We start from the raw sequence: 24,894 nt of genomic DNA, 5'->3' as shown, positions 1-24,894 counted from the left end.
GCGTCAGGCTGCATTGGACAGGCCGTCGCCGGACGCGGCCGCTTTGGTCTTGAACTCGGGAATGTCGGGCAGCGACCCCCACATGCAGAAGCTGGTTGGCGCCATGGGGAACTGCCGCGGGACATACGTCTTCTCGTCGTCAGCAGTGATCATGCGCACGCCGGTTGAATATTCGTAAATAATATTATCGGGCCCCTGGAAGTAGAGGAAGCGGGCGCCCGAAGTCGGATGGCGGCCGGGGCCGAACACGATTTTCACATTGTTGGTTTGCAGGAAGTAATAGGAGCGCATGATGTCGTCGATGGACTCCACTTGAAAGTTCACGTGCTGGATACCGGCATAGCTCGACGGGAACAGCGCGACCTTGTGGTGGACCTCGTCGATCCGGAGCAGCGGAGCTTCGCCGATCCAATCGCTGACCTTTGCGTTGAGCATGGTCGTCCAGAACCGTTCGTCGATTCTGGGATCGGAGGTACGCAGCCCGATGTGACTGAATGAGGTGATCCCGGCATCGCGCGCCCCGAAATATCGGCGACCGCTTGCTGCCGGCTGCGCGACCAGATCGATCACATTGCCGGTCGGATCGGTGAGCGTGATCAATCCCAGCGCACGCCGCTGCTCGCGCTCGTCGGAAGTTCCTTGCCTGACGTTGATGCCGGCCTGCTCGAATTGTGCTGCGGCGGCGTCAATCGCCGCCATCGACGGCAATTCGAATCCGACGACATGACCCGATGAACGCCCCTTGGTGTAAACGATATTGTGGTCTCGGGAGTCTCCGCGCAAATAGGCGCTGGATGCATCACGGCCCATAAGCTCGAGGCCGAGGATGTGAGTTGCGAAGCGTACGCTTTCGTCGAGATCTTCGGATCCTATCCTGACATAGCTGATGTCGTGCAGATCGGTGCCCATGTCATTTGCCCTTGGTCGGCGTTGCTTCCGGACGAGCGCACTTTCGCCTGATGTGCCAGATCCTTGTCTGATCGCCGCGCTTGAAGCCGAGGGACTTGGCGATGGACTTACGTGTGATCGGCAGTGCCCGCGCCTGGAGGGTGGCGTTCGAGTGGAATCTGGTCTTGGGCGCGGCCTCGACGGGTGTCGCGCCGGGATTCTTGTTCAGCGTTGCCATCGTGTCTCTCCGTGACTTTCGAACTCGTTCAGAGTTTGATGCAGATGTTCGTGGGTTCCGAATAGAAGTCGATCGAGTGATGTCCGCCCTCGCGGCCGATGCCGGACATCTTGGCGCCGCCGAATGGCGTGCGCAGATCACGCAGGAACCAGCAATTGACCCATGAGATGCCGACCTCCAGCGCCTGGCCCACACGGTGCGCGCGGCTGAGGTCGCGTGTCCAGATTGACGAAGCCAGCCCGTATTCGGAGTCGTTCGCCATCCTGATCGCTTCGTCCTCGCTATCGAAGGGAATGATCGCGGCAGCTGGCCCGAATATCTCTTCGCGGCAGACGCGTGCCTCATGTGCGAGCCCGGTCCACAACGTAGGTTCCACGAAGAAGCCGCCAGCCGCGTCGCCCGACAGGTCAGGGATGCCTCCGCCCGTGATGACGGTGGCGCCTTCCTCGACCGCGAGGTCATAATAGCTCAGCACTTTCCCGCGATGTTCGGCAGAGATCAGCGGCCCGAAATCGACCCCGTCGTCATTGGGTAGGCCGGGCCGTAAAGCTTCTGCCTTCACCTTCATCGCGGCGACGAACCGATCAAAAACGTTTCGCTGGACGTAGATGCGCTCGGGCGCGAGGCACACTTGACCCGTATTGAGGAAGACGGCGCGCGCAAGTCCGGCGACAGCCAAATCAAGATCCGCATCCTCGAAGACGACCGCAGCGTTCTTTCCACCGAGTTCGAAGGACAGGGCCTTCACAGTCGGAGCTGCCGATTTCATGATGGCCGTGCCCGTTCTAGTCTCGCCGGTGAACGTGATTGCACGGATGCCGGCATGTGCGGTGAGAAGTTCGCCCGCCGAGCCCGGTCCGAAGCCATGGACCACGTTGAATGCGCCCGCCGGAATACCTGCTTCGTTCATCACCTCGCCGAGCAGGGTCGTAGTGGAAGGGGTTTCTTCGGAAGGCTTCACAATGACGGCGTTGCCGCACGCCATGGCGGGCGCCACCTTCCAGGTCATGAGCAGAAATGGCAGGTTCCATGGGGAGATAACGCCGACAACACCAAGCGGCTTGCGCACCGCGTAGTTCAATGCTTTGCCGCCGTCGGGCGTATCCATCACGAACGTTTCTGCCGACAGGTTCGCGACCGCATCGGCGAAGACGCGGAAGTTCGCTGCACCGCGCGGGATGTCGAGGTGTGATGCGAGCGAATGCGGCTTGCCGGTGTCTGCGATCTCTGCTGCCAGGAATTCGTCAAACCGCGCATCGATGAGGTCCGCGACTTTCGTAAGCAGGACACGCCGTCGTGCGAGCGTCATCCGGCCCCATTCCCCCTCCACCGCCGCTCGGGCGGCGCGGACGGCGGCATCGATGACAGATGCGTCCGCCTCGTAGGCGACGGCATGCTGCTTCCCGGTCGCAGGATCGACGACGTCGAAGGGCTTGCCGTCTTCGAGGTAGCATCCGCCAACGAAGTTTCGCAGTTGCCGAACCGCCGCCTTTGGCTCTCCAGATGGGCGACCGATTGGTTCAACGTTCATGTGATTTCTCTCCACTCGGCACTTCATGCCATGAAGAGGACGTGTACGTCTCAAATTTGGCCCGCGCAAGTGGCTCCTGTTAAATAGGGATGCGCACGTCCTTTCGTGGCTTTGCGCTTCGGGCGAATTAGAACTCTGTCGATCGGCGCAGATGAGCGACCAGACGCGGCCGCGGCACGGGCGAAAAAGCAGACAGCGGGTGGGTTTGGAACTGATCGTGCCCCGGGAGGTGGTGTAGCCGGGCGCTGAGTTGGTCACCGTGATTTTCGGATAGGTTTGGGTTGCGACGCTCGAACCTGATGGAAGGAACCACGACGATTGATCCGATGACGCACCTGCGTTCACTGGTCAGAGAATACCCCTGACGCCGATATTTTGCGTGACACGAGCGCTTGATGGAGATGGAGGTCGGCAACCTGACCGGGGCGGGCTACGGCGAGAAGTCGCCGACGCGGCTTGTCCAGCGCAATGGTCACCGCGAGCGCGAATGGCAGACGCGGGCCGGGACCGTAGAGTTGCGCATCCCCAAGCTCGGGAAGGCCAGCTACTTCCCCGGCTACCGGAGCCGCGCCGTATGGCGGAGCGGGCGCTGACAGAGGTGATCTAGGAAGCCTTCATCCAGGGTATCTCGACCCGCTCAGTCGACGATCTGGTCAAGGCGCTCGGCATGGACGGCATTTCCAAGAGCCGGAGCCTGCCCCGCGAAGGCGGGGGTCAGACGGCGCGACGATCCGTGACCGCAATTGGGGCGGCGGTCTTTTCAATCACGTCGACTACGTGCACGCCGGGCGCCAGTTCAAGAAGCGTGAGGCCGCCCCGGACGCGATCGACCGCGATGACTGCCAGGTCGGTGATTATGAGATCCACACACGCCTTGCCGGTCAGTGGCAGGGTGCACCTTGGCAGAATCTTGGGGCTGCCGTCCTTGGACACATGGTCCATCACCACGACCACGCGCTTGACGCCCGCGACCAGGTCCATAGCGCCACCCATGCCCTTGACCATCTTTCCGGGAATGGTCCAGTTAGCCAGATCGCCGTTAGCGGCCACTTCCATTGCCCCCAGCACGGCCATGTCGATATGGCCGCCACGGATCATCGCGAAACTGTCGGCCGAAGAGAAGAAGCTCGACGTCGGCAATGCGGTGATGGTCTGCTTGCCGGCATTGATCAGGTCGGGATCGGCCCCGCCCGCATAGGGGAAAGGCCCGATTCCCAGCATGCCATTCTCGCTCTGGAGCGTGACGTTGACGCCATCGGGCAGATGGTTGGCCACCAGCGTCGGGATGCCGATGCCAAGATTCACATAATAGCCGTCACGCAGTTCCTGCGCGGCGCGGGCCGCCATCTGATCACGGGTCCAGCCCATTATACCGTTTCCCTTTCGCGGACCGTCAACTGCTCGATCCGCTTTTCGTTGATGGTGCTCAGCACAATGCGGTCGACATAGATGCCGGGGGTGTGGACACAGTCAGGGTCTAAGCTCCCTTCGGCCACGATCTCTTCGACCTCGACCACCGTGACCATGCCCGCGGTCGCCATGTTCGGGTTGAAGTTGCGCGCCGTCTTGCGAAACATCAGGTTGCCCGCCGGATCTGCCCGCCACGCCTTGATGATCGAAAGGTCGGCGCGCAGCCATGTTTCGCGGATATAGTCCTCGCCCTCGAATGTCTCTACCGGCTTTCCTTCGGCAACGACCGTGCCGACGCCGGTCTTGGTGTAGAACGCCGGAATGCCCGCGCCGCCCGCCCGGATACGCTCGGCCAGTGTGCCTTGCGGATTCAGCTCCAGTTCCAGCTCGCCCGACAGATACTGGCTCTCGAACAGCTTGTTTTCCCCGACATAGGAGGAAATCATCTTCCGTACCTGTCGGCTTTCCAGCAGCGTCCAGAGGCCGAAGCCATCTGCGCCGGCGTTGTTGGAGATGACGGTCAACTCCTTCACGCCGCTTGCGCGTACTTGCGGTATCAGGCTTTCGGGATTGCCCGACAGGCCGAAACCGCCTGACATGATTGTCATCCCGTCAAACAGCAGGCCGGAAAGGGCGGAGGCAGGGCTATCGTAAATCTTGCTGGTCATGACACGGTGTCCGAGCCGGGCGCGGGGACGAGATCGAAATTCCATTCGATCGCCGTAAACGGGTTTGTCACGCCAAATGCGGCGGCAGCGGACGCATCGTCGCGGGGAATGATATCGACGACCAACGTATCCTTGACCCCAAACACCGCGTCCTGTTCGAGATAGGGGCAGTCGGACGCGAAGATATGCGTCACCACCTGGTCATATCCCGGCGCGGTAACGATGAAATGGATATGCGCTGGCCGATTGGGATGACGGCCGAGAGCGCCGAGCAGCTTGCCGACCGGGCCATCGTCCGGGATCGGGTAGAAGCGGGGCCGCGCGGTGATGAAGCCGTATCGGCCTTCCGCGTCGCTGGTGAACAACCCGCGCAAGTTCCAGCGCGGCTGCTGATCCGGTTGCTGGACGTCATAGAAGCCGTCCTCGTTGGTCTGCCAGACATCGATCTTTGCGCCGACGATGGGACGTCCTTCACCATCGCGCACCTGTCCGCGCACCACCAGCGGTATGCCGCGTTCGTCCAGCCGGATGTCGGCACCGTTCGGGTAGTGCGGGGCGCCCTGGACATGGAAGGGGCCGAGCACGGTATTTTCGGTTCCGCCTCCACCTCGCCGATGGTTGATCGTTTCGACCAGCATCGACACGCCAAGAACGTCGGACAGCAGCACATATTCCTGCCGCCAGTCGGTGCACATCCGCCCGGTCTCCGAAAGGAACTCGATCGCGGTTTCCCATTCGTCATGAGTCGGTTCGACCTCTTTAACGAAAGAGTGAAGGTGGCGGACTGCTGCTTCCATCACGGTGCGCAAGCGTGGACCGGTTGATGGCCCGATGCGTGCATTTACGGCCTCCGCCGATCCCTCTTCGGTGAACAGGGGGAAAACCTGAGGGGCGGTGTTTTCCGATGGCGTTTCGTTGGTGGTCACGGATGGTCTCCACAGATCGGGAAGTCGATTGCAGGCAAAGCAATGGGGCTGCCGTCCCGTCTAAGCGCGGGGAGCATCCCCCGCCCAAGCGCGTTCGAGCAGCCCGCGTATCCCCTGTTCTTCGAGGGTTCGGGGGTTTGGATAGCGCGCCTGCAGTGCCGCCACCGTTGCGTGATCAACGCCGTCGCGCGGCATGCCCAGCGCCGCAAGCGACGACGGCGCTCCCAGTCGCACGGCCAGATCGCGCAGAATGGTGGCGGGATCTTGGCCGAGGACTGCGCGCAACTGCTCGGTCGCCTTGGGTGCCGCCGGCAGGTTATAGGCGAGCGCATGGGGAAGCAGCACCGTGTGCAATTCGGCATGGGGCAGGTCGAAAATGCCGCCCAGCACATGCGCCAGCTTGTGATGCAGGGCCATGTCGACGCTGCCCAGACATGTGCCGCAAAGCCAAGAACCGCGCAGCGCAAGATCGCGCGCGGCTGCGTCGCGCGGGTTGGCCGCAATGCTTGGAAGCGCTTCGACAAGCGTGCGGATGCCTTCCTGCGCCATCATGGCGATAATGGGGCTGACCTCAGCCGAGTAGAGCGCTTCGGCGGCATGGGCGATGGCGTTTATGCCGGATGTGACCGACATCGCGGTGGGCAGCCCGTACGTCAGGCTCACATCGTAGATCACGGTTTCCGGCAGCACGTCGGGCGATCGGAGAGTCGTCTTCTTGCCGTCCCTTGTCTCGCCGAGAATCGACGTCATCTCCGAACCCGCATAGGTTGTGGGAATGACGATCTGGTCCAGCCCGGTGCGCAGCGCCAGTGCCTTGCCCAGACCGATGGTCGAACCGCCGCCGATCGATACCAGTCCATCGGCACCATGATCCGCCAATAGGGAAAGTGCCCTTTCGGTAACTTCAACCGGCGTGTGCATCGTCGCCCCGTCGAACAGGGTGCATCCGCGTTCGCCCAGCAGGTCGAGTACGGCCTTGCCCTGATCGACTTGCTGCGGCGTCGTCAGCACCAGCGCCCGTTTGAAGCCAGATCGTTCCGCTTCCTCTGCGACGCGGGGCAGGGTGTCATGGCCAAAGATGACGCGACCGGGAAGGGCTGTGTGGACGAAGCCGATCATGCCGGAACCACTGCCGCAGTGTGGTGCCCAAGCAAGTGTCGGACGAGCTGCGCCGGATCATCGGGAAGTGCATCACCCCGCCATGCGACAATCTGGTCGGGCCGGATCAGCGCCATGCGCCGCTCATAGAGCGCGGCGAGGCCTTCGTCCGGCAGCAGCACGATATCGAGCTGCTGACCGACCAGCGCAAAGGCAGCGCGCAGCGCATCTGTCGCCCCATCGGGTGATGCAAGCACGAGCAACGTCCATTCCGGCCCGAACCGGTCGTACAGGCTAGTTCCATCAGGCAGCCACGCATGAGGGGGGCGTCCGCCGGGTAGAGCGGTCGGCTGATAGACGTTCATCTGGTCAGGCGGGCGCGCGGCATCCTCGCATGCAATCACGGGTGAACCGTCATAGCGGCCGCCAAAGGTGATGCCCGGAATATTGAACTCACGGCGCGCATGGGCCTCAAGATAGACTCCTGCTTCCTGCCGGGCCAGATCGCCTTCCGGCCCGTCCTGCTCGATCAGCGGTGATGGCACGAACTCGCCAATGGATCGCGCCAGTTCGCGGGCATAGCCGGTGTTGCGGGTAGCGATGCGGCGGCGCTCGATATCGTAGCTTTCGAGCAGCGTCTGTCCAGCTTGACCGCGCGCTGCAGCGGCAAGTTTCCACGCCAGATTCACCGCGTCCTCAACTGCCGTGTTGTAGCCGTTGCCACCAGCAGGCGTGAACAGATGGGCGGCGTCTCCGGCGATCCACACCCGGTCCCGGCCGAGTGATTCGGCCACGAGGCAGTGGCCAGCGATCCAGACGCCGGTTTCCAGAATCTCGAAATCGATTGGCCGGCCGGTGGCCTGCGTGAAAAGTTCGGTTACGAAAGCCTTGTCGAGAGGGCGTTCCTCTTCCTCGGTCCGTAGCTGGGTATTGAAGAAGAACTCGCCGTTGCCATCCACCGCAGCCAGCCATCCCCTGCGCTGCGTGTTGAACGCCCAATACATCCAAGCACGATCATGCCCCGTTTCCGCGTAGAAATCCTTGGCGCGCAAATAGACTGCAGCCATTCGGCCACCGAAGAAATCGCGCTGGACGCCGCTTTCGCCCACCATCTGGATTCCGAGTGCGCGGCGTATCTGGCTGCGCGCGCCATCGGCCCCCACCAGATAGCGCGCATGGATCGTCAGCGCTTCGCCACCCTTGGTCGGTTCGACTTTGGCGGTCACGCTATCCACCGCTTCTGCAAAAGAGGTTAGCCTGTGGCTGTGCATCATGCGCACGCTCGATTGATTGCGGGCGTGCCGCAGCAAGGCCTCTTCGACAAACTTCTGCGACACCCGATGGGGAAGCTCGGCAGCGCTCCATGAGCCTGCCATGCTGCGCACGGAGGCCTGCGCCTCGTGCGCCGAGGGGAGGCGGAACCGCGCCAGCTCGCGATCAGCGTAGCGGGTGAAATAGGCGATGTCGGTGGGATAATCGGAGGGTAGGCCCAGCGCGCGTACCTCATCGGCAAAGCCCAGGCGCCGATAATGCTCCATCGTGCGTGCCTGGGTGGCGTTCGCCTGGGGGTTGCGTGCCGTTCCCGGTTTGGCGTCGATCAGGATGGTGTCGACCCCGCGGCGGCCCAGTTCGATCGCGAGCATCAGGCCGCATGGTCCTCCGCCGACAATCAGGACTTCACACGATGCTTGCACGACATTTGCCATATCGCCTCTCCTTATCCTCAAAAATACGTTAGACTTGAAAATAGTCAAGCCACCTTACTAAATTGGTGATCCGGAGGAATATTGAATCGTGATGGACGGCGATCAGGCATGGCGGCGGCAGAATATGGGGCGTCTGCTCAATCGGGCCATTGCCCGGTTTGAAGGCCGGGTGTTCGACCTGTTGCATCAGCAGGGCTATACGGCGGTTCGCACGAGCCATATCGGCCTGACACGCAATCTGGACCTGGACGGGACTGCGATCACCGAGCTGGCCCGCCGCGCAGCCATGACGAAACAGGCGATGGGCGAACTGGTCGTGCAGTGTGAAGCGATAGGCCTGGTGTTCCGCGAAACGTCTGCGGAAGATGCGCGGGTCAGGATCGTCCGGTTCACGGCGGAGGGCCGTCAGTGGCTGGAGGCGTTTCGAGCTGCGATCGAACAGGCCGAATCGGAAGCCAGGCAGGGGATCGGAAGCGCGGCGTTCACGGAGATGATCGGCGCACTGCGGACATATCTGGCAGACGGGTGCGAAATCTAGATGGGGTCGGACCGAAGCGATTGCGCAAGTTCTTCGCGCGCAAGCGACAGCATGGCGGTCAGGTGATCGCGCGTGGCGGTATAGCGTTGAAGCGGAACGGGTATGGAGAGCCCGTACCAGTGGCTGGATGCATCGCGCAGGACGAAGCCGATCGCGCAGATGCCTTCGGAATGTTCTTCCTCGTCAAAGCCGAAGCCGGTTTGCGCGGTCTGTTCCAGGCTGGCGAGAAGCGGACCGATTTCGGTCAGCGTGTGCGGCGTCCGCCGCTCGTAGCTGGTTCCGATCAACGCTTCAATTTCGGCGCGCTTCATGCGCGCCAGGAACGCCTTGCCGACCGACGAGCAGTGAAGCGGAAACTGGTCTCCGACATGCGAAACTGCCGCGAGTCGGTGCTGACCGGGAATCTGGTCGATGAATAGGACGCCACGACGGCGAATGGTCGCAAGATCGATGGTCTCCTGCGTCTGCTCCGAAAGCTTGGTCATGATCGGTCGCACGCGCGTCGCCAGAGCCGGCATCATCGAGGAGGCGAGTCGCAAGATTTCCGGCCCGAGCGTTATCTGCCCTGCAGCGGCACCGGACATTACCAAACCCTCGGATTCGAGCGCATAAACCAGGCGCTGTACAGTGGACCGTGCCATTCCGACCTGCTTGGCTATCTGGCCCAGACTGAAGCCGTCCTGAGAACTGGCCAGCGCCCGCATGATCGCCGCCGAGCGCGCTACGACGCCCGGTCCTCCCTTTTCATCGCTGTTTGCCATCGAAGCCTCTCTGCAATTCACTTTGTGCTTTGTCCACTGTTGACATGTCCACATAGCCTGGAATACCATATTCTCATACATAAAGTACCATATATCGGTACATCACGCTAGGAGAGTAGAATGCCCGGATGGGAAGAAGGCGATTGGCGCGATGAGACGCTATGCCAGTTCAAAGAGTCCGATTTGCTCAACAGCATGGGCCTTGAATTTTACGACCTGTCGCACCCTTGGGGCCTTGGACAGCCGTGCTGGCCCTATTTCGAGGACGTCAAGATCGAGCGCTTGCATGGCATGTCCCGATCGGGCGTGCTGACGCAGAAGATCACTACCGTCATGCATTCCGGGACGCATATCGATGCCCCGGCGCACGTGGTCCCGGGCACGCCGTTCATGGACGAAGTGCCGTTGCCCTATTTCTTTGGCACCGGTGTCGTGGTGTCGATCCCCAAGAAGAAATGGGAAGTGATCACGGCGGAAGACCTGGAGAATGCGCGTCCGCAGATCCGAGAAGGCGACATCGTGATCGTCAACACCGGCTGGCATAAATATTACGGCGATAACCGCCATTATTACGCCTACTCGCCGGGCTTCTACAAGGAAGCGGGCGAGTGGTTCGTGCAGAAGAAGGTCAAGATGTGCGGGTCGGACACCCAGGCGCTCGACCATCCGCTGGGCACCGCGATCGGCCCGCACGGCACGGGCGCGCCGCATGGCCTCATCCCCCAGGTCAATATCGAATATGAACAGTTGACCGGCCGCAAGGTGATCGAGGATTTCCCTGAGTGGGAACCCTGCCACAACGCGATCCTGTCGGCGGGCATCTGCGGGTTCGAGAATGTCGGTGGCGATATCGACAAGGTAACCGGCAAGCGCGTGACCTTCGCCGCCTTCCCGTGGCGCTGGAAGAAGGGCGATGGCTGCATCGTCCGCCTTGTGGCGATTGTCGATCCTACCGGCAATTTCCGGATCGAAACCGGCAAGGACAACGACTGAGCACTCTTCGCGCGTGGCGGCCCTGGGGCTGCCACGCCGATGGAGCATAAACCGGCAGGCAGCCGAAGATCGAGAGGATCGGACATGGAAGTCGTGCGCCTTGCAGACGCCAAAACCTATATTGCGCCGAAGCATTACGACATGCGGTCGCTTCGCCTGCAGGGTCTTGAGGCCAGCGGCGCAGACTTCGCCTGGACGGGCCTGTCCTACTTCCTGCCAGGTGGCGGCGCCGAAATGGACGCAGGACCGCTGGGGAAGATCTATGTCGTGATCGAGGGCGAAGTGACGATCGAACTGGGCTCGGGCGAGACGCAGGTTTTGGGCAAGCTCGACAGCTGCTTCATTCCCGGCGGCGAAGCGCGTGCCGTGCGCAACGACGGCAATATTATGGCGACCATGCTGGTAGTGATGCCTTCTCCGGTGAAAGCAGCATGAGCCTGCCCCGGATCGATACGGGAAGCCTGTTTGATGTCGCGGGCAAGTCGGCGATCATCGTCGGCGCGACGGGGTCCTTCGGAAAGGTGGTCTGCGCCACGCTTGGCAAGTCGGGTGCCCGGCTGGTCGTAACGGCCGGCAGCAAGGACGGACTCGCGACATTGACTGCTGAACTGGCCGAGGCCGGAATCGAAGCGGTTCCGGTCAACCGCCGCCCGAATACCGAGACAGACTGCGATGCGATCGTCGCGGCCGCAGTCGAAGCTTATGGCAGCGTCGATATCCTCGTGATCGCCTCGGGGATGAATGATGTCTCGCCGATCGTCGATATGGCGCCGGATCGTTTCCAGAAGGTAATGACGGCGAATGTCGATGGCGCCTGGTTGATGGCGCGCGCGGCGGGAAAACGGATGATCGAGCAGGGCAGGGGCGGGAAGGTGGTATTTACCTCGTCGGCGCGCGGCAAGCTTGGCCATCCGGCGGGATATTCGGCCTATTGCACCTCCAAATCGGCGATCGACGGCATGACCAAGGCGCTGGGCTGCGAATGGGGCAAGTACGGGATTACCGTCAACGCGATCGCGCCAACGGTATTCCGTTCTCCGGTCACGGCCTGGATGTTCGAGGATAACGACAACGCCACGAACGTGCGCAACGGTTTCCTTGCCCGCGTGCCGATCGGCCGCCTCGGCGAGCCGGAGGACCTTGCGGGGCCGCTGCTTTTCCTTTGCTCCAGGGCGTCCGATTTCCACACGGGCCACATCGTCTACGCCGATGGCGGCTATACGGCGGGATGATGATGCGCATCGGGATCATCGGCGGCGGGTTGATGGGAGCCGGCATCGCGCAGGTTTTCGCCGCAGCTGGCCATGCGGTGACGGTCCATGAACCGGACGCTGCCGCGCGCGGTACGCTGGTCGAACGGGTGCGCCAGGGGCTGGCGCAGCTCGGCGACGATCCGACGTTTGCAGAGCGTGTTACGCCCGTGGAGCATCTGGCCGAGGCCGTAGCGGACGCCGGCTTCGTTACGGAGGCCGCCCCTGAGAAGCTGCCGCTCAAGCGCGCCATCTTCGCGCAGCTTGTTGAGGCGGCGCCGGCGGATGCGATCCTCGCCAGTAATAGCTCCGTCATTCCATGCGGCGCGATTGCCGAAGGGTTGCCGACGGCGCACCGGATCGTCGGGACGCACTGGTGGAATCCGGCGACGCTGGTGCCGCTGGTCGAGGTGATCCAGGCCCCGGGCACGAGTGAGGAAACAGTCGCCCGGACAATGGAGCTCCTCGCCTCCGTCGGGAAAAGGCCGGCCCATATTCGCAAGGATTTGCCCGGCTTTGTCGCCAACCGTTTGCAGCATGCGCTGTGGCGCGAAGCGATCGCGATGGTCGCAGAGGGTATTTGCGATGCCGCCACGCTGGACGATTGCGTTAAGCACAGCTTCGGCCTGCGCCTTCCGGTGCTGGGGCCGCTGGAGAATGCCGATCTGGTCGGTCTGGACCTGACGCTCGATATCCATCGCACGATCATGCCCGAACTCGACCGGCACGACCGGCCGCACGAATTTCTCGAACAGCAGGTCGCGGAAGGCAGGCTGGGGTTCAAGAGTGGCGAGGGATTCCGAACATGGAGTCCCGAGGCGATCCAGGCGGTGCGCGCACGGCTTGTACGCCATCTGCTCGATGCGCGGAGCGTGGGAACATGAACGGCCTTGCCGGGGCAACATTTTCAGGGATTAGTTGAGCATCATGGCGTCAAACAAAGTCATTATCACCTGTGCCATCACGGGCGGAATCCACACCCCGACCTTGTCGGACGCGCTGCCCTACACGCCTGCCGATCTGGCGCGACAGGCCATCGAGGCTGCCGAGGCTGGCGCCGCGATCCTGCACATCCACGCGCGCGATCCCGAAACCGGCGCGCCGACCGGCAGCCCCGATGTCTATCGCCAGTTCCTGCCGGTCATCAAGCAGGGCACCGACGCGGTCATCAACCTGACCACCGGCGGCAGCCCCGACATGACGCCGGAGGACCGCCTGGCCGGCGCGCTCGCATTCTCGCCCGAAATGTGTTCGCTCAACATGGGATCCATAAACTTCGCGTTCCACGACATGGGGCGCAAGGTGGAGAATTGGAAATTTCCATGGGAAAACCAGTACATCCTCGACTCCGAGAAGTTCATCTTCCGCAACACCTTCGCCGACATCCGCCGCAACTACGAGCTTCTGGCCGATCACGGCACCCGGTTCGAACATGAATGCTATGATGTCGGGCATCTCTACAACCTCGCCTATTTTCTGGATCGGGGATTGGTGAAGCCGCCGTTTTTCGTTCAGATGATCTTCGGCATTCTGGGCGGCATCGGCGCCGATCTTGAAAACCTGGTCTTCATGAAGGGGACGGCAGACCGTCTGTTCGGGCGCGACAGCTATCAGTGGTCGGTACTGGCGGCGGGGCGTTACCAGATGCCCTTCATTACCCAGGCGGCACTGCTGGGCGGAAACGTGCGTGTCGGACTGGAAGACAGCCTGTTTATCGAGCGAGGGAAGCTTGCCGTGTCGAACGCGCAGCAGGTGCAGAAGGCCAAACGCATCCTGGCCGAAATGGGGCTGGAGCCGGCCACCCCCGACGAGGCGCGCGAGATGCTCGGCCTCAAGGGCGGTGATGGGGTCAATTTCTGAACAATAAAAGTTTCGTTAGGAGAAGATCATGAGCGAAGGCGCATTCACGACGGCGGAATTGCTGACCCGTCACGCCGACAACGGTCCCAAGATTACTGTCGGTTATGGCAACAAGGCCTGTGATCCGCCGAACCCGCGCGAAGAGCGGGTCGATGGGATGCGCATCCTCCGCGATGTGTCGGTGCCGATGCGCGATGGCGTCAAGCTCTATGCGGATGTCTATTTGCCCGCCGACGCTGCCGACGACGCGGAACTGGGCGTGATCGTTTGCTGGGCGGCATTCGGCAAGCACGCGACCAATTCCAAATTGCCCGAAGCTATGAACGTCGCGCCGGGCCTGATTTCGGACCACACCGGCTGGGAAGCGCCCGATCCCGCGTACTGGACGCAACATGGCTATGCCGTCATCTACCCGGATCCGCGCGGCACATGGAACAACGAGGGCATCTATTACAATTTCGGCGATGTCGAGCGCAGCGACATGTACGACCTTTGCGAATGGGCGGGTGTCCAGTCGTGGAGCAACGGCAAGGTCGGCTACATCGGCGTTTCCTACCCGGGCGTGGTCTGCTGGCAGATCGCCGGGTTGCAGCCACCGCATCTGGCCGCGATCATTCCCTGGGAGGCATGGTCCGATGGCTATCGCGAATTCGCCTATCACGGCGGCATGCGCGAGACCGGCCACACCGCACTGATCGATCAGGTCATGCGCTGGCCAAACAAGACCGCCGAGGACATGAACGCGAACTTCGACGCGCATCCCTTCGACGACGGGTTCTGGAAGTTCAAAAACCCCGACATCAAGTCGGTGCAGGTTCCCGCCCTGGTCGGCGCGAGCTGGTCGGATCAGGGGCTGCATACCAAGGGCACGATCAACGCGTGGCGCAATATCGCCTCAAAGGACAAGTGGCTGCGCGTGCATGGCCGCAAGAAGTGGGAGCAGTACTACGCGCCCGAAAATGTCGAGTTGCAGCGGGCCTTCTTCGATCGTTTCCTGCTGGGTCGGGAGGACCGCTTCACCGATCAACCGCTGATCACCATCGAGGTTCGTGAAAGCGCCTATGTCGGTGAAACGCGGGAAGAACGCGAATGGCCGCTGGCGCGTACCGCGTGGACGCCGATGTATCTGGACACCGCTGCACGCACGCTGGTTGGTGAAAAGCCCGCCACGGCGGGGGACGCGCGCTATGCCGCCGATGGTGACACGCCGCTGACCTTCGACCACAAGTTCGCGCAGGACACCGAGGTTACCGGGCCGATGAAGCTCAAGCTGTGGGTCGAGGCCGATGGGTCGGACGACATGGACTTGTTCGTGGCGGTCCAGAAGCTGGACAAGGCGGGCGATCCGGTGGGCTTCCCGTTCTTCGCCACGCATGTGGATGGCCCCGTCGCGCTTGGCTGGCTGCGCGCAAGCCACCGCGAACTTGATCCCGAACGGTCGACCGAGGCTGAACCTTTTCATCGCCATCAAAGCGAACAGCGCCTCGTGCCCGGGGAGATCGTGCCGGTGGAAATCGGAGTTTGGCCGTCCTCCACGCTGTTCCGCGCCGGTGAGACGCTGCGCGTCGTCATCAAGGGGAAGGACATCTACCGTTATCTGGACGACCCCGCGAGCAATTCGCACCTCAAGACCCGCAACGCCGGTACGCATATCGTGCATAGCGGGGGGGAATATGACTCCCACATCCTGCTGCCAATAATCCCAAAGGCTTGAATAGCTTAATTTAGGAGACGATAAATGTTGAAGGCGATGATTGCATCCTGCCGCCGGCCCACGCTGAGCCGCCCGGAGTTTTTCCACTACATGGCCAATGTCCATGCGCCCATGGCAACTTCACTGCCTGCGATCGCGGCGAACATCCTGCACGCCACGCAAAACCGGACGATGCTGCCTGAGGACAACGTTGATATCGCAACGCTGTACCGCCATGATAAGACCCGTGATTCCGTGGTGGAACTGTGCTTCGATAATTTGACCCGCATGATGAATATCATGGAGGATGAGGGATATCTTTCGACTATCCGGCCCGACGAAGAGAACTTCAACGACCTGACGCGTGCTCTTCTCGTCTTTCTTGATGAGGAAGAGCAGTTCTCTTCAACCAGCGAGGAACTGACGCACAAGACGTTCGACTACGTGCGTCGTCGTCGGGACATGACGCCGGAGGAATTCCAGGTCCAATGGGCCGATTATGGTCGTTCGCTGGCCAGCAACGATGCCTATCGCGCTCTGGCCAAGAAGCGCATCCACAATATCCCCACGGAGGGGCATCCTACAGCGATCATGCCGCCTCAGGACTTCGATGGCGTCGCCGCCACGTTCTTCGATTCATTCGCTGATGCTGATGCGCTCGTTCGTCAGGGCTTGGCAGACGGCGAGAAGAAGCTGGTGGATATCGGCGAGTGCCTCTCGATCGTAGTAGTGGGCGGACGCATCCGCATGTAAACCCGAACGGAGGCGCTTCGTGCGCCCCCGTTCCGATCAGCCGGTCGCTGACGAGGGGCCGGCCGATCACTAACTGCATTGATCGAAACCGGCTCCCCGGTCAGCCTAGGCATCAAGACTGCTGTATTTGATCTCGGCCGACCATGGGAAGATGCCGCACAAGTTCGCGCGCAGGGGCCGGCAGCAATCCCTTGGCGCGACGATAGATGAAAAACCGCCGTGCAAGTTCGAACTCCGCTATCCGGATTCGATGTACGCTGTCCGCCGTCAGCACCAATGGCACAGATTTGAGGTTGTAAATTAAGGAGGGTTTGGGCTTCGTCGTAGTGACGAAGGAACGAAGATGAAGCCCAAACCCTCCTTGAAAAATTCGCCGACAAAGGCCCCTGCTGAGCGTGTTGTGAAGGATATCCGGCGGCAGACCCGGCGCCATTTCTCAGCCGAAGACAAGATCCGTATTGTGCTGGACGGTCTGCGCGGCGAGGACAGCATCGCCGAGTTGTGCCGCAAGGAAGGCATTGCCCAAAGCCTGTATTACACCTGGTCGAAGGAGTTCATGGAAGCGGGCAAGCGGCGCCTGGCCGGTGACACCGCCCGTGCTGCGACCACTGGCGAGGTGCAGGATCTGCGCCGCGAGGCCCGTGCCCTGAAGGAATGCGTGGCCGACCTGACGCTGGAAAACCGCCTGCTTAAAAAAAGCATGATCGCGGATGGGGGCGACGACGAATGAGGTATCCCGCATCCGAAAAGCTCGAGATCATCCGGATCGTCGAGCAGTCGCACCTGCCCGCCAAGCACACGCTGGACAAACTCGGCATCCCCCGCCGGACGTTCTACCGCTGGTACGATCGCTTCGTCGAAGGCGGGCCGGAGGCGCTGGAAGATCGGCCATCGGCGCCGAGTCGGGTGTGGAACCGCATCGGCGACGATATCCAGGGCCAGATCGTCGAGATGGCGCTGGATTACAGCGAGCTGTCACCGCGCGAACTGGCGGTGCGCTTCACCGACGAGAAGCGCTACTTCGTGTCGGAGGCCACCGTTTACCGCCTGTTGAAGGCCCACGATCTGATTACCAGTCCGGCCTATGTGGTGATCAAGGCCGCCGATCGCTTCCATACCCAGACCACGCGTCCGAACGAGATGTGGCAGACCGATTTTACCTACTTCAAGATCATCGGGTGGGGCTGGATGTACCTGTCGACCGTGCTCGACGACTTCTCGCGCTACATTATCGCCTGGAAACTGTGCACCAACATGCGCGCCGAGGATGTCACCGACACGCTGGACCTGGCCCTTAAGGCTTCCGGCTGCGACAGCGCCACCGTGCTGCACAAGCCCAGGCTGCTCAGCGATAACGGCCCCAGCTACATCGCGGGCGAACTGGCGGAATACATCGATGCCCAGAAGATGAGCCATGTACGCGGCGCTCCGATGCACCCCCAGACCCAAGGCAAGATCGAGCGCTGGCACCAAACCCTGAAAAACCGCATCCTGCTGGAAAACTACTTCCTGCCCGGCGACCTTGAGGCCCAGATCGAGGCCTTCGTCGAGCATTACAACAACCAGCGTTACCACGAGAGCCTGAACAACGTGACGCCCGCCGACGCCTACCTCGGCAGGGCTCCCGCCATCATCAAACAGCGCGAAAGGATCAAGCGAAAGACCATCGAATATCGGCGCTTGCAACACCGCAGGCTCGCCGCTTAACATCAACCCCAAGACGAGGCCCGCACTCCGCTAATTTACGACGCGACGTGTGCCAAATGTTCTGACGACGGACAGACGGGGACATGATCCTGGCATCGCGCCTGCTGGATCAGATGGTGCGGACCGATGACGGCTGGCGGATCGAGCGGCGGTTGAAGGTGGCCGACTGGGCACGGACGCTGACCGGTGGCGACGGGCTGTACGACAGGCTGCCATTGGCCAAGGGTCGCCGCGACGCGACGGACGCCTCTTATGTTTTCGGACAGTCGGGGCGGATCGCAGGACAAGATGCATGATCAAGGACATGGACGATGTCACGCCTGTGGTGCTGGCGGTGATGGAGCGTACGTCCGACCCCCGGCTGCGCAAGATCATGGTCTCGCTGATCCGCCATCTGCATGGCTTCATACGTGACGTAAGTCTGACGGAGGCGGAATTTCGCGCCGCCACCGCGATCATCAACGACATCGGCCAATGCTCCAACGATTCCCATAATGAGGCCGTGCTCATGTCGGGGTCGCTCGGCGTGTCCAGTCTCATATGCCTCATGAACAACGGCGATTCCGGCCAGACGGAGACGTCGCAGAACCTGCTCGGGCCGTTCTGGCGGATACATTCTCCCAGGATGGAAAATGGCGGCTCCATCGTGCGCTCCGATACGCCGGGCGATCCCCTGATCGTGCGGGGGCGCGTGCTCGACCGGCGGGGAAATCCGGTGGTCGGGGCCGAAGTCGATATCTGGCACGCTTCGCCCGTCGGCCTGTATGAAAATCAGGACGACGGTCAGGCGGAATGGAACCTGCGCGGCAAGTTCACCACCGACGAGGATGGCCGCTTCTGGCTGCGCACCGTGAAGATGGTGGGATATCCGGTCCCGACCGACGGCGTTGTGGGCAGGCTGCTGGCGGCCCAGGGGCGTCACCCATATCGTCCCGCCCATCTGCACGCGCTGATCGTGAAGCAGGGCTTCAAGGTGCTGATCAGCCAGGTCTATGACCCGACCGACCCCCACATCGACAGCGACGTTCAGTTCGGCGTCACGCAGGTTTTGATCGGCAATTATGTGCGGCACGACGAGCCGTATGACGGCGACCCCACGCTGGCCACGCCATGGTACGCGCTCGACTACACTTATGTCATGGAAGAGGGCGAGACGATGCTGCCGCGCCCGCCGATCAAGTAGAAGACTTGCCGATGTTGACCAACGACGATCTACGGCGCGCTGCGGATGCCATTCTGGACGCGGACCGGAGCAAAGTCCCGACCCCGCAACTGTCCAGGCTGTTTCCGTCCATGACGCTGGAAGACAGCTACAGGGTGCAGGATCTGTGGGCGCAATCGCGGATCGACAGTGGCGCGACGGTGGTGGGGCACAAGATCGGCCTGACCAGTCGCGCGATGCAGATGGCGTCCAAGATGACCGAACCGGATTACGGTCGTATCCTCGACGACGCGCTGTACAATGACGGCGCGGCGATCGCGCGGGACAGGTTCATCAAGCCGCGGCTCGAAGTCGAGCTGGCGTTCATCATGGGCGAGGATCTTTCCGGTCCCGGCAAACGCATTTATGACGTGATGCGCGCGACCGAAGCCATCGTCCCGGCGCTGGAGATCATCGATTATCGTACCGAGGTGCCACGCATGATCGTCGACACCATTGCGGACAATGCGGCTTTCGGTGCGATCGTTGTCGGCGGTCGGCCCGTTCGTCCTTACGATATCGATGTGCGCTGGGTCGGAGCGACGCTGTCGAAGAACGGCATAATCGAGGAATCGGGCGTCTCTGCCGCGATCATGGGGCATCCGGCTGCAGGCGTCGCCTGGCTGGTCAACAAGCTCCATGCCGTGGGATCGGGCCTGAAGAAGGGGCAGATCATCCTGGGCGGATCGTTCACGCGACCTGTGGACATCGATGCCGGGGACGTGATCCACGCCGACTATGGGCCGCTCGGCGCCATCGGGATATCTTTCACCTGACAGGCTTCAAGCGGCGTGGTGGCTGTCCAGCGCGATGCGGCGTGATGTCGTATTGCGCAGGAACAGCGCCAGAACGCTCGCGCTGGCGATCATGATCACCTGACCCATCAAGGGTGCCGTCGGGCCCCAACGGTCCATGGTCCAGCCGACGATGGTCGGGGCCAGGGTGCCGCCGAACAGTTCGCCAGATCCCATGACGAGCGCCATCGCGGTGGTGACCTGTCCGGCGTCGCTGCTTTCTGCCGGGATCGTCGCCATCACGATCGAGATGGTGCCGCCTGCCATCCACCCGGTCGCGACCAGCACGGCTATCGCTACAGCGCCGGAATGCACGCCCCACATGGCGGCCAGAGGGGTCAGGATGCCGAGCAGGCATCCGGCTGCCACCACCAGCCGCCGTCCGAAACGGTCGGAAAGTGCCGGTACGAGATAACCAGCGATCGCTCCCGTAAGGCCCAGAACGCTGAGCAGCGCGCTCATCTGCGTCGGCGTGAATCCGGCGACGGAGGTGAAATAGATGGGCAGGAACACCCATCCACTGATCATCCAGCCCACGATCAGCGGACTGATGAAGAGGCAGAGCCTGATGTTGCGATGGCGCAGCACATCGCGCACCGAGGCCTGTTGGTCTGAACGATCCGCAGCCTGTCGCGCACGCGGTTCCGGTTCCTCGATGTAGCGCCAGATCAGCGCAGCCGCGACGAAGCCGGGGAGGGCGGTCAGAAAGAAGGCGTACCGCCAGCCATAGCTGGTCGCCAGCGCGACGACGACGAGCGGCGCGACGAGGCTGCCCATCAGGTTGCTGAGTACATTCTGCATCAGGCCCATGTTGCGACCGCGCCGTTCCGGCGACGAGGCAGCGGCCATCAGCGTCTGCGAGATCGGCAGCACCGGCCCTTCGGCAAGGCCCATGAGCAGGCGCGCGCCCAGCAGCGTGGCGAACGACCAGGTGATGCCCGTCACGAAGGAGGAGGCTGAAAAGGCCAGGACGGCGCCGATGAGGAGCGGCTTGCGTCGACCGATCCGGTCCGAAAGCCTGCCGATCATCATGCCCGACAATGCCCATGTCAAAGCCAGCCCGGAGGCGGCGAGGCCGATCTGCGTGTTGGTCAACGCAATGTCGCGCAGGATGAACGGCATCAGGAAATTCAGCGCGTTGCGGTCGAAGAAGACGATGCCGAACGTCAGTCCCAGCACGGCGGTCGCGATTCGTTCGTAGCGGCGGTTCTCGGCTTCCATATCCCTCTCCCCTTGATTTTGATCCTGTCTAGGGTCAGGACCCATTGATTTGGGGTGATTGGTGTGATTCAGGCTTGGTAAGGAGCCTGAACGATGAGTGATCTTTTCTGGCTGACAGACGAGCAGATGGCTCGGCTTCAGCCATTCTTTCCCAAGAGCCATGGCAGGCCGCGCGTTGATGATCGGCGGGTGCTGAGCGGGATCATCTTCGTCAATCGCAATGGGTTGAGGTGGCGTGACGCGCCCAGGGAGTATGGTCCGGCAAAGACGCTTTATAACCGCTGGAAGCGATGGGGAGACATGGGTGTCTTCATCGCGATGATGGACGGCCTGTCTGCCAAGGGCAGCGAGCGCAAGACGATCATGATCGACGCGACCTATCTCAAAGCACACCGCACGGCTTCGAGCCTGCGGGTTAAAAAGGGGGTCTTGGGCGCCTGATCGGGCGCACGAAAGGTGGCATGAACACCAAGCTTCACGCTGTCACGGATGGCAGGGGCCGTCCGATCAGCTTCTTCATGACCGCGGGTCAGGTCAGCGATTACACCGGCGCGGCCGCCTTGTTGGACGGCCTACCCAAAGCAGACTGGCTGCTGGGCGACCGGGGCTATGATGCCGACTGGTTCCGCGATGCCCTTGAGGAAAAAGGGATTACCCCTTGCATCCCAGGCAGAAAGTCCCGCAAAAAGCTCGTCAAATACGACAAGCGCCGATACAAAGGTCGCAACAGGATCGAGATCATGTTCGGCCGTCTCAAAGACTGGAGGCGCGTCGCAACACGCTACGACAGGTGCCCCAACGTCTTCCTCTCCGCCGTCGCTCTCGCCGCAACCGTCATGTTCTGGCTATGAGTCCTGACCCTAGCATCGCCATGAGCCTAAATAACAGTACAGATTGTACCGTATAACGGTATTTATTGCCAAATCGCTCACTCTCGCTGTTGACTGAACCAAATAGCAATGCAATTTATACTGATAATTGGTGCGACAGTTCACCAGCACGGGAGAATCGGATGACCTTGAGCAGCGGCGCGCTGGCGTCTGGCGGAATCGCCGATCCGTCGGTTCTTTTCGACGTGAGGGGCAAAATAGCGATCATCACTGGGGCATCGGGCGCCTTTGGGGCGCTGGCTGCCCGCGTACTCGCTGCCGCAGGAGCCCATCTTGTCCTGTCTGGTGGCAATGCCGATGCATTGCGTTTGGTCGCGGATGACTGCGCGAACGCCGGTGCGTCTGTTGAGACCATCGTCCGTCGACCGGAGGAGGAGGCGGACGCAGCAGCGATACTCGAAGCCGCGGTCGCGCGTTTCGGACGCGCCGACATTCTGGTCGTCGCTTCCGGGATGAATGACGTGGCGAAGATCGAAGACATGACGTTCGCCCGTTTCGACGCCGTGATGCAGGCGAATGTCGCCGGACCCTGGCTGATGGCGCAGGCGATGACCCGCCAACTGGTCGCTCAGGGGGACGGGGGCAAGATCGTGCTCATGTCGTCGGCGCGCGGCAAATTGGGGCATCCGGCGGGATACACCGCTTATTGCGCCTCGAAATCGGCCATCGACGGGATCGTGCGCGCGCTGGGATGCGAGCTTGGCGGGCATGGAATTACGGTGAATGCGATAGCTCCGACGGTGTTTCGTTCGGACCTGACGGCATGGATGTTTGAAGACAGCGAACGGGCGGTGACAACACGCGCCAATCTGCTGCCGCGCATCCCCCTCGGTCGTCTGGGCGAGCCGGACGATCTCGCCGGTCCTTTGCTGTTTCTCTGTTCGCGCGCTTCCAACTTCTACACCGGGCACGTCCTTTATGCCGATGGCGGCTACACTGCGGGCTAAACGGATCGATCATCCAGCGCTCCGGCAAGGCGGCAGGCAAGAGAGGCCGAATTCCGATGGTAAAAAAACCAACCCTGATCCTGCTGCCCGGATCGCTGTGCGACGCGACAATGTGGCGCGCGCAGGTCGATGCGCTGGAGGATATCTGCGTTCCGCTGGTTGTCGATCTGGGGGGTTTTGACACCATAGCCGCCATGGCGGATCATGTCCTTGAATACGCTCCGGACCACAGCTTCGCTCTGGCGGGCTTTTCGCTTGGAGGCTTCGCGGCACTCGAGGTGGTGCGGCGAGCGCCCGACAGGGTCGCCCGGCTGACTCTGCTCGGCACCTCGGCCCGGCCTGACAAACCTGAAAACGCGCCGCGCCGGCTGGCGAATATCGCGGCTTTCGAGGAAGATGCCGATCCACCCCTGCGCGCCTTCGCCGATCTGACGCGCGGCTCCACCACGCCGGAGGGCGTGTCCGCCGCTGTGATCGCTTCGATGCGGCACCATGGTCCGGCCAGCTATGGCCCCCACCAGCGGGCGATGATGACGCGTCCCGATGCGCGACCGCATCTGTCCGACATTGCGTGCCCGACACTGGTGCTGTGCGGCGGCGAGGATCGGGCCACGCCGCCGGAGGGCAATCGCGAGATTGCCGAAACCATTCCCGGCGCAACCTATGTCGAACTGGCCGAAGTGGGCCACATGGTGACGCTGGAGGCCCCTGACGCCGTCAGCGCCGCCATGCGGAACTGGCTGCTTTTCCCCGAAGCGTCGACCATCCACGGAGGCCCAGGAAGCCATGAATAAGGTACGAACATGCTGGAACGAGGGGCGGCCCGCGCTCGCGGGGTGGCTGCAACTGCCCGGAACCCTCCACGCCGAGGCGCTCGCGCGGCTCGATTATGACGCAGTCGTCATCGATATGCAGCATAGCCCGATCGATTTCGGTCAGGTTGCGCCGATGCTGATAGCGATCGAGCTAGGCGGCGCCGAACCGTTCGTGCGCACGCAAGTCAACGATCCGTCGGATATCATGAAACTGCTCGATGCGGGCGCCTATGGCATAATCGCGCCGATGGTGAACACCCGCGCGGAAGCGCAAACATTGGCGTCTGCCCTGCATTATTCGCCGCGCGGTCTCCGCTCCTTCGGTCCGCGACGGCCATCCCTGCGGTACGGCTCGGGCTATCTCGCGCAGGCGAGCGAGACCGTGGTCGGGCTGGCGATGATCGAGACCCGCGAAGCGCTGGCGAATATCGACGAGATCCTGTCGGTAGACGGGATCGACGGCGTATTCATCGGTCCGACCGATCTCGCGCTCGATCTGGGCCATGCCCCGCTGGTCGATACCGAGGAGGCGGAGGTGGTATCCGCCATCGCGCATGTGCGGGAACGTGCTCATGCGGCCGGCAAGCGGGTCGGCATCTTCTGCGGCAGCGGCGGCTTTGCGCGGGTCAAGCTGGCTGAAGGCTTCGATTTCGTCACCGCCGCCCCCGACCTTGCCATGCTGAGTGCTGCCGCCCGCCAGGTCATCGCGGACGCCAGGGCGCTTTGAAGGAGAGACACATGATTGACCTGAACGACCGCCTCGTGCGCTACGCGGATCTGGTCCCCTGCATGAATGCGTTCATCGATACGCGCTCGCCGGGTTCGGACAGGAAGGAGAATTTCACGATCATTGGCGCGGGGGTCGGGGAAAATCCCAACCAGTTCGTCCACATTCGCGAAAAGCACGGCTTCAACGTCAGTGCCGCGCGTCAGCCCGGGGGATGCGTCAATTCCCAGCACAGCCATGAACATGCCGAAATATTCGTGGTGCATAGCGGCAAATGGC

Annotated in this window: 27 protein-coding genes and 1 pseudogene; 18 read left to right on the top strand and 10 right to left on the bottom strand. The window is 62.0% G+C overall.

Features of this window, described 5'->3' with window-relative positions; all coding sequences use genetic code 11:
- Positions 1 to 3 precede the first annotated feature (3 nt).
- Genes WFR25_RS24720 through WFR25_RS24710 form a run of 3 tightly spaced genes read right to left on the bottom strand, consistent with a single transcriptional unit; the run spans position 4 to position 2,657 of the window.
- Positions 4 to 909, bottom strand: coding sequence for a VOC family protein (locus WFR25_RS24720; RefSeq protein WP_100239692.1), 906 nt, complete (start codon positions 907 to 909; stop codon positions 4 to 6).
- Between the two features lies 1 nt (position 910).
- Complete coding sequence (locus WFR25_RS24715) at positions 911 to 1,126, bottom strand: hypothetical protein (protein ID WP_100239691.1); 216 nt, start codon at positions 1,124 to 1,126, stop codon at positions 911 to 913.
- Positions 1,127 to 1,154: 28 nt separating this feature from the next.
- Positions 1,155 to 2,657 (bottom strand): 2-hydroxymuconic semialdehyde dehydrogenase, encoded by a 1,503-nt coding sequence (locus WFR25_RS24710; RefSeq protein WP_100239690.1) that lies wholly within the window; start codon positions 2,655 to 2,657, stop codon positions 1,155 to 1,157.
- A gap of 326 nt (positions 2,658 to 2,983) precedes the next feature.
- On the opposite strand from WFR25_RS24710, the pseudogene WFR25_RS24705 reads away from it, so the two are divergent.
- Positions 2,984 to 3,348: pseudogene (locus WFR25_RS24705) on the top strand (transposase); the annotation flags it as partial.
- A 23-nt stretch (positions 3,349 to 3,371) separates the two neighbouring features.
- Here the strand turns inward: WFR25_RS24705 and WFR25_RS24700 are convergent.
- The 5 genes from WFR25_RS24700 to WFR25_RS24680 are packed head-to-tail and all read right to left on the bottom strand — an operon-like array spanning position 3,372 to position 8,465.
- The gene (locus WFR25_RS24700; RefSeq protein ID WP_100239689.1) at positions 3,372 to 4,025 is read right to left on the bottom strand and encodes a 3-oxoacid CoA-transferase subunit B; all 654 of its coding nucleotides are present in this window, start codon (positions 4,023 to 4,025) and stop codon (positions 3,372 to 3,374) included.
- On the bottom strand, positions 4,025 to 4,735 hold the full coding sequence (locus WFR25_RS24695; RefSeq protein WP_041380313.1) for a 3-oxoacid CoA-transferase subunit A: 711 nt from the start codon (positions 4,733 to 4,735) through the stop codon (positions 4,025 to 4,027). The genes WFR25_RS24700 and WFR25_RS24695 overlap by 1 nt, the downstream gene beginning before the upstream one ends.
- Positions 4,732 to 5,661 (bottom strand): intradiol ring-cleavage dioxygenase, encoded by a 930-nt coding sequence (locus tag WFR25_RS24690; RefSeq protein ID WP_011950695.1) that lies wholly within the window; start codon positions 5,659 to 5,661, stop codon positions 4,732 to 4,734. Before WFR25_RS24690 ends, WFR25_RS24695 begins: the two co-directional genes overlap by 4 nt.
- 60 nt (positions 5,662 to 5,721) lie before the next feature.
- Entirely contained in the window at positions 5,722 to 6,780 is a 1,059-nt protein-coding gene (locus tag WFR25_RS24685; RefSeq protein WP_011950696.1) for a maleylacetate reductase, read from the bottom strand.
- Positions 6,777 to 8,465 carry an FAD-dependent oxidoreductase gene (locus tag WFR25_RS24680; RefSeq protein ID WP_011950697.1) on the bottom strand — a complete coding sequence of 563 codons (1,689 nt, stop codon included), beginning with the start codon at positions 8,463 to 8,465 and terminating at the stop codon, positions 6,777 to 6,779. Before WFR25_RS24680 ends, WFR25_RS24685 begins: the two co-directional genes overlap by 4 nt.
- Positions 8,466 to 8,556: 91 nt before the next feature.
- On the opposite strand from WFR25_RS24680, the gene WFR25_RS24675 reads away from it, so the two are divergent.
- Complete coding sequence (locus tag WFR25_RS24675; RefSeq protein ID WP_100239687.1) at positions 8,557 to 9,003, top strand: MarR family winged helix-turn-helix transcriptional regulator; 447 nt, start codon at positions 8,557 to 8,559, stop codon at positions 9,001 to 9,003.
- On the opposite strand, the gene WFR25_RS24670 is transcribed toward WFR25_RS24675, so the two are convergent.
- Positions 9,000 to 9,764, bottom strand: a complete 765-nt coding sequence (locus WFR25_RS24670) for an IclR family transcriptional regulator (RefSeq protein WP_011950699.1) — start codon at positions 9,762 to 9,764, stop codon at positions 9,000 to 9,002. The two genes, WFR25_RS24675 and WFR25_RS24670, sit on opposite strands and share 4 nt — an antisense overlap.
- A gap of 120 nt (positions 9,765 to 9,884) precedes the next feature.
- Between WFR25_RS24670 and WFR25_RS24665 the strand changes: the two genes are divergently transcribed.
- From WFR25_RS24665 to WFR25_RS24615, 11 genes are all read left to right on the top strand, one after another.
- Entirely contained in the window at positions 9,885 to 10,757 is an 873-nt protein-coding gene (locus tag WFR25_RS24665) for a cyclase family protein (RefSeq protein ID WP_336975067.1), read from the top strand.
- Positions 10,758 to 10,841: 84 nt separating this feature from the next.
- Positions 10,842 to 11,192, top strand: a complete 351-nt coding sequence (locus WFR25_RS24660) for a cupin domain-containing protein (protein ID WP_041380312.1) — start codon at positions 10,842 to 10,844, stop codon at positions 11,190 to 11,192.
- Positions 11,189 to 11,989, top strand: a complete 801-nt coding sequence (locus WFR25_RS24655) for an SDR family NAD(P)-dependent oxidoreductase (RefSeq protein ID WP_011950702.1) — start codon at positions 11,189 to 11,191, stop codon at positions 11,987 to 11,989. The genes WFR25_RS24660 and WFR25_RS24655 overlap by 4 nt, the downstream gene beginning before the upstream one ends.
- Positions 11,986 to 12,891 (top strand): 3-hydroxyacyl-CoA dehydrogenase family protein, encoded by a 906-nt coding sequence (locus tag WFR25_RS24650; protein WP_041380311.1) that lies wholly within the window; start codon positions 11,986 to 11,988, stop codon positions 12,889 to 12,891. The genes WFR25_RS24655 and WFR25_RS24650 overlap by 4 nt, the downstream gene beginning before the upstream one ends.
- A 43-nt stretch (positions 12,892 to 12,934) precedes the next feature.
- On the top strand, positions 12,935 to 13,867 hold the full coding sequence (kce, locus tag WFR25_RS24645; RefSeq protein ID WP_041380309.1) for a 3,5-dioxohexanoate:acetyl-CoA acetone transferase: 933 nt from the start codon (positions 12,935 to 12,937) through the stop codon (positions 13,865 to 13,867).
- Positions 13,868 to 13,895: 28 nt separating this feature from the next.
- A complete protein-coding gene (locus WFR25_RS24640) occupies positions 13,896 to 15,581 on the top strand; it encodes a CocE/NonD family hydrolase (protein WP_011950705.1) in 1,686 nt (561 codons plus the stop codon).
- Between the two features lie 24 nt (positions 15,582 to 15,605).
- Positions 15,606 to 16,313 carry an EthD domain-containing protein gene (locus WFR25_RS24635; RefSeq protein WP_011950706.1) on the top strand — a complete coding sequence of 236 codons (708 nt, stop codon included), beginning with the start codon at positions 15,606 to 15,608 and terminating at the stop codon, positions 16,311 to 16,313.
- Between the two features lie 343 nt (positions 16,314 to 16,656).
- A protein-coding gene (locus tag WFR25_RS24630; RefSeq protein ID WP_336967452.1) for an IS3 family transposase occupies positions 16,657 to 18,020 on the top strand; the annotation gives its coding sequence in 2 pieces (ribosomal slippage) (positions 16,657 to 17,004 and positions 17,007 to 18,020; 1,362 coding nt in all).
- 83 nt (positions 18,021 to 18,103) lie between these two features.
- Positions 18,104 to 18,316, top strand: coding sequence for a hypothetical protein (locus tag WFR25_RS24625; protein WP_336975066.1), 213 nt, complete (start codon positions 18,104 to 18,106; stop codon positions 18,314 to 18,316).
- A complete protein-coding gene (locus WFR25_RS24620; RefSeq protein ID WP_011950717.1) occupies positions 18,313 to 19,203 on the top strand; it encodes a dioxygenase family protein in 891 nt (296 codons plus the stop codon). The genes WFR25_RS24625 and WFR25_RS24620 overlap by 4 nt, the downstream gene beginning before the upstream one ends.
- 11 nt (positions 19,204 to 19,214) lie before the next feature.
- A complete protein-coding gene (locus WFR25_RS24615) occupies positions 19,215 to 19,997 on the top strand; it encodes a fumarylacetoacetate hydrolase family protein (RefSeq protein WP_011950718.1) in 783 nt (260 codons plus the stop codon).
- 6 nt (positions 19,998 to 20,003) lie between these two features.
- Here the strand turns inward: WFR25_RS24615 and WFR25_RS24610 are convergent, their stop codons facing one another.
- The gene (locus tag WFR25_RS24610; protein WP_011950719.1) at positions 20,004 to 21,236 is read right to left on the bottom strand and encodes an MFS transporter; all 1,233 of its coding nucleotides are present in this window, start codon (positions 21,234 to 21,236) and stop codon (positions 20,004 to 20,006) included.
- Between the two features lie 93 nt (positions 21,237 to 21,329).
- Here WFR25_RS24610 and WFR25_RS24605 point away from each other — a divergent pair.
- From WFR25_RS24605 to WFR25_RS24585, 5 genes are all read left to right on the top strand, one after another.
- Positions 21,330 to 22,087, top strand: a protein-coding gene (locus WFR25_RS24605; RefSeq protein ID WP_086014486.1) for an IS5 family transposase whose coding sequence is annotated in 2 segments (ribosomal slippage) — positions 21,330 to 21,654 and positions 21,654 to 22,087 — 759 coding nt in all. Because the reading frame shifts where the segments join, the coding sequence is not laid out codon by codon here.
- Positions 22,088 to 22,248: 161 nt separating this feature from the next.
- Positions 22,249 to 23,073, top strand: a complete 825-nt coding sequence (locus tag WFR25_RS24600; protein WP_011950725.1) for an SDR family NAD(P)-dependent oxidoreductase — start codon at positions 22,249 to 22,251, stop codon at positions 23,071 to 23,073.
- 56 nt (positions 23,074 to 23,129) lie between these two features.
- A complete protein-coding gene (locus tag WFR25_RS24595) occupies positions 23,130 to 23,867 on the top strand; it encodes an alpha/beta fold hydrolase (protein WP_011950724.1) in 738 nt (245 codons plus the stop codon).
- Complete coding sequence (locus WFR25_RS24590; protein WP_011950723.1) at positions 23,860 to 24,615, top strand: HpcH/HpaI aldolase family protein; 756 nt, start codon at positions 23,860 to 23,862, stop codon at positions 24,613 to 24,615. Before WFR25_RS24595 ends, WFR25_RS24590 begins: the two co-directional genes overlap by 8 nt.
- 11 nt (positions 24,616 to 24,626) lie before the next feature.
- A partial coding sequence (locus tag WFR25_RS24585; protein WP_473829121.1) for a cupin domain-containing protein occupies positions 24,627 to 24,894 on the top strand: 268 nt, incomplete at its 3' end.

Origin of the sequence: Sphingobium aromaticiconvertens, assembly GCF_037154075.1 — a bacterium.
Lineage (GTDB): Bacteria > Pseudomonadota > Alphaproteobacteria > Sphingomonadales > Sphingomonadaceae > Sphingobium > Sphingobium aromaticiconvertens.
The sequence above is the reverse complement of the archived record's forward strand: the minus strand, read 5'-3'. Positions and strand labels throughout refer to the sequence as shown.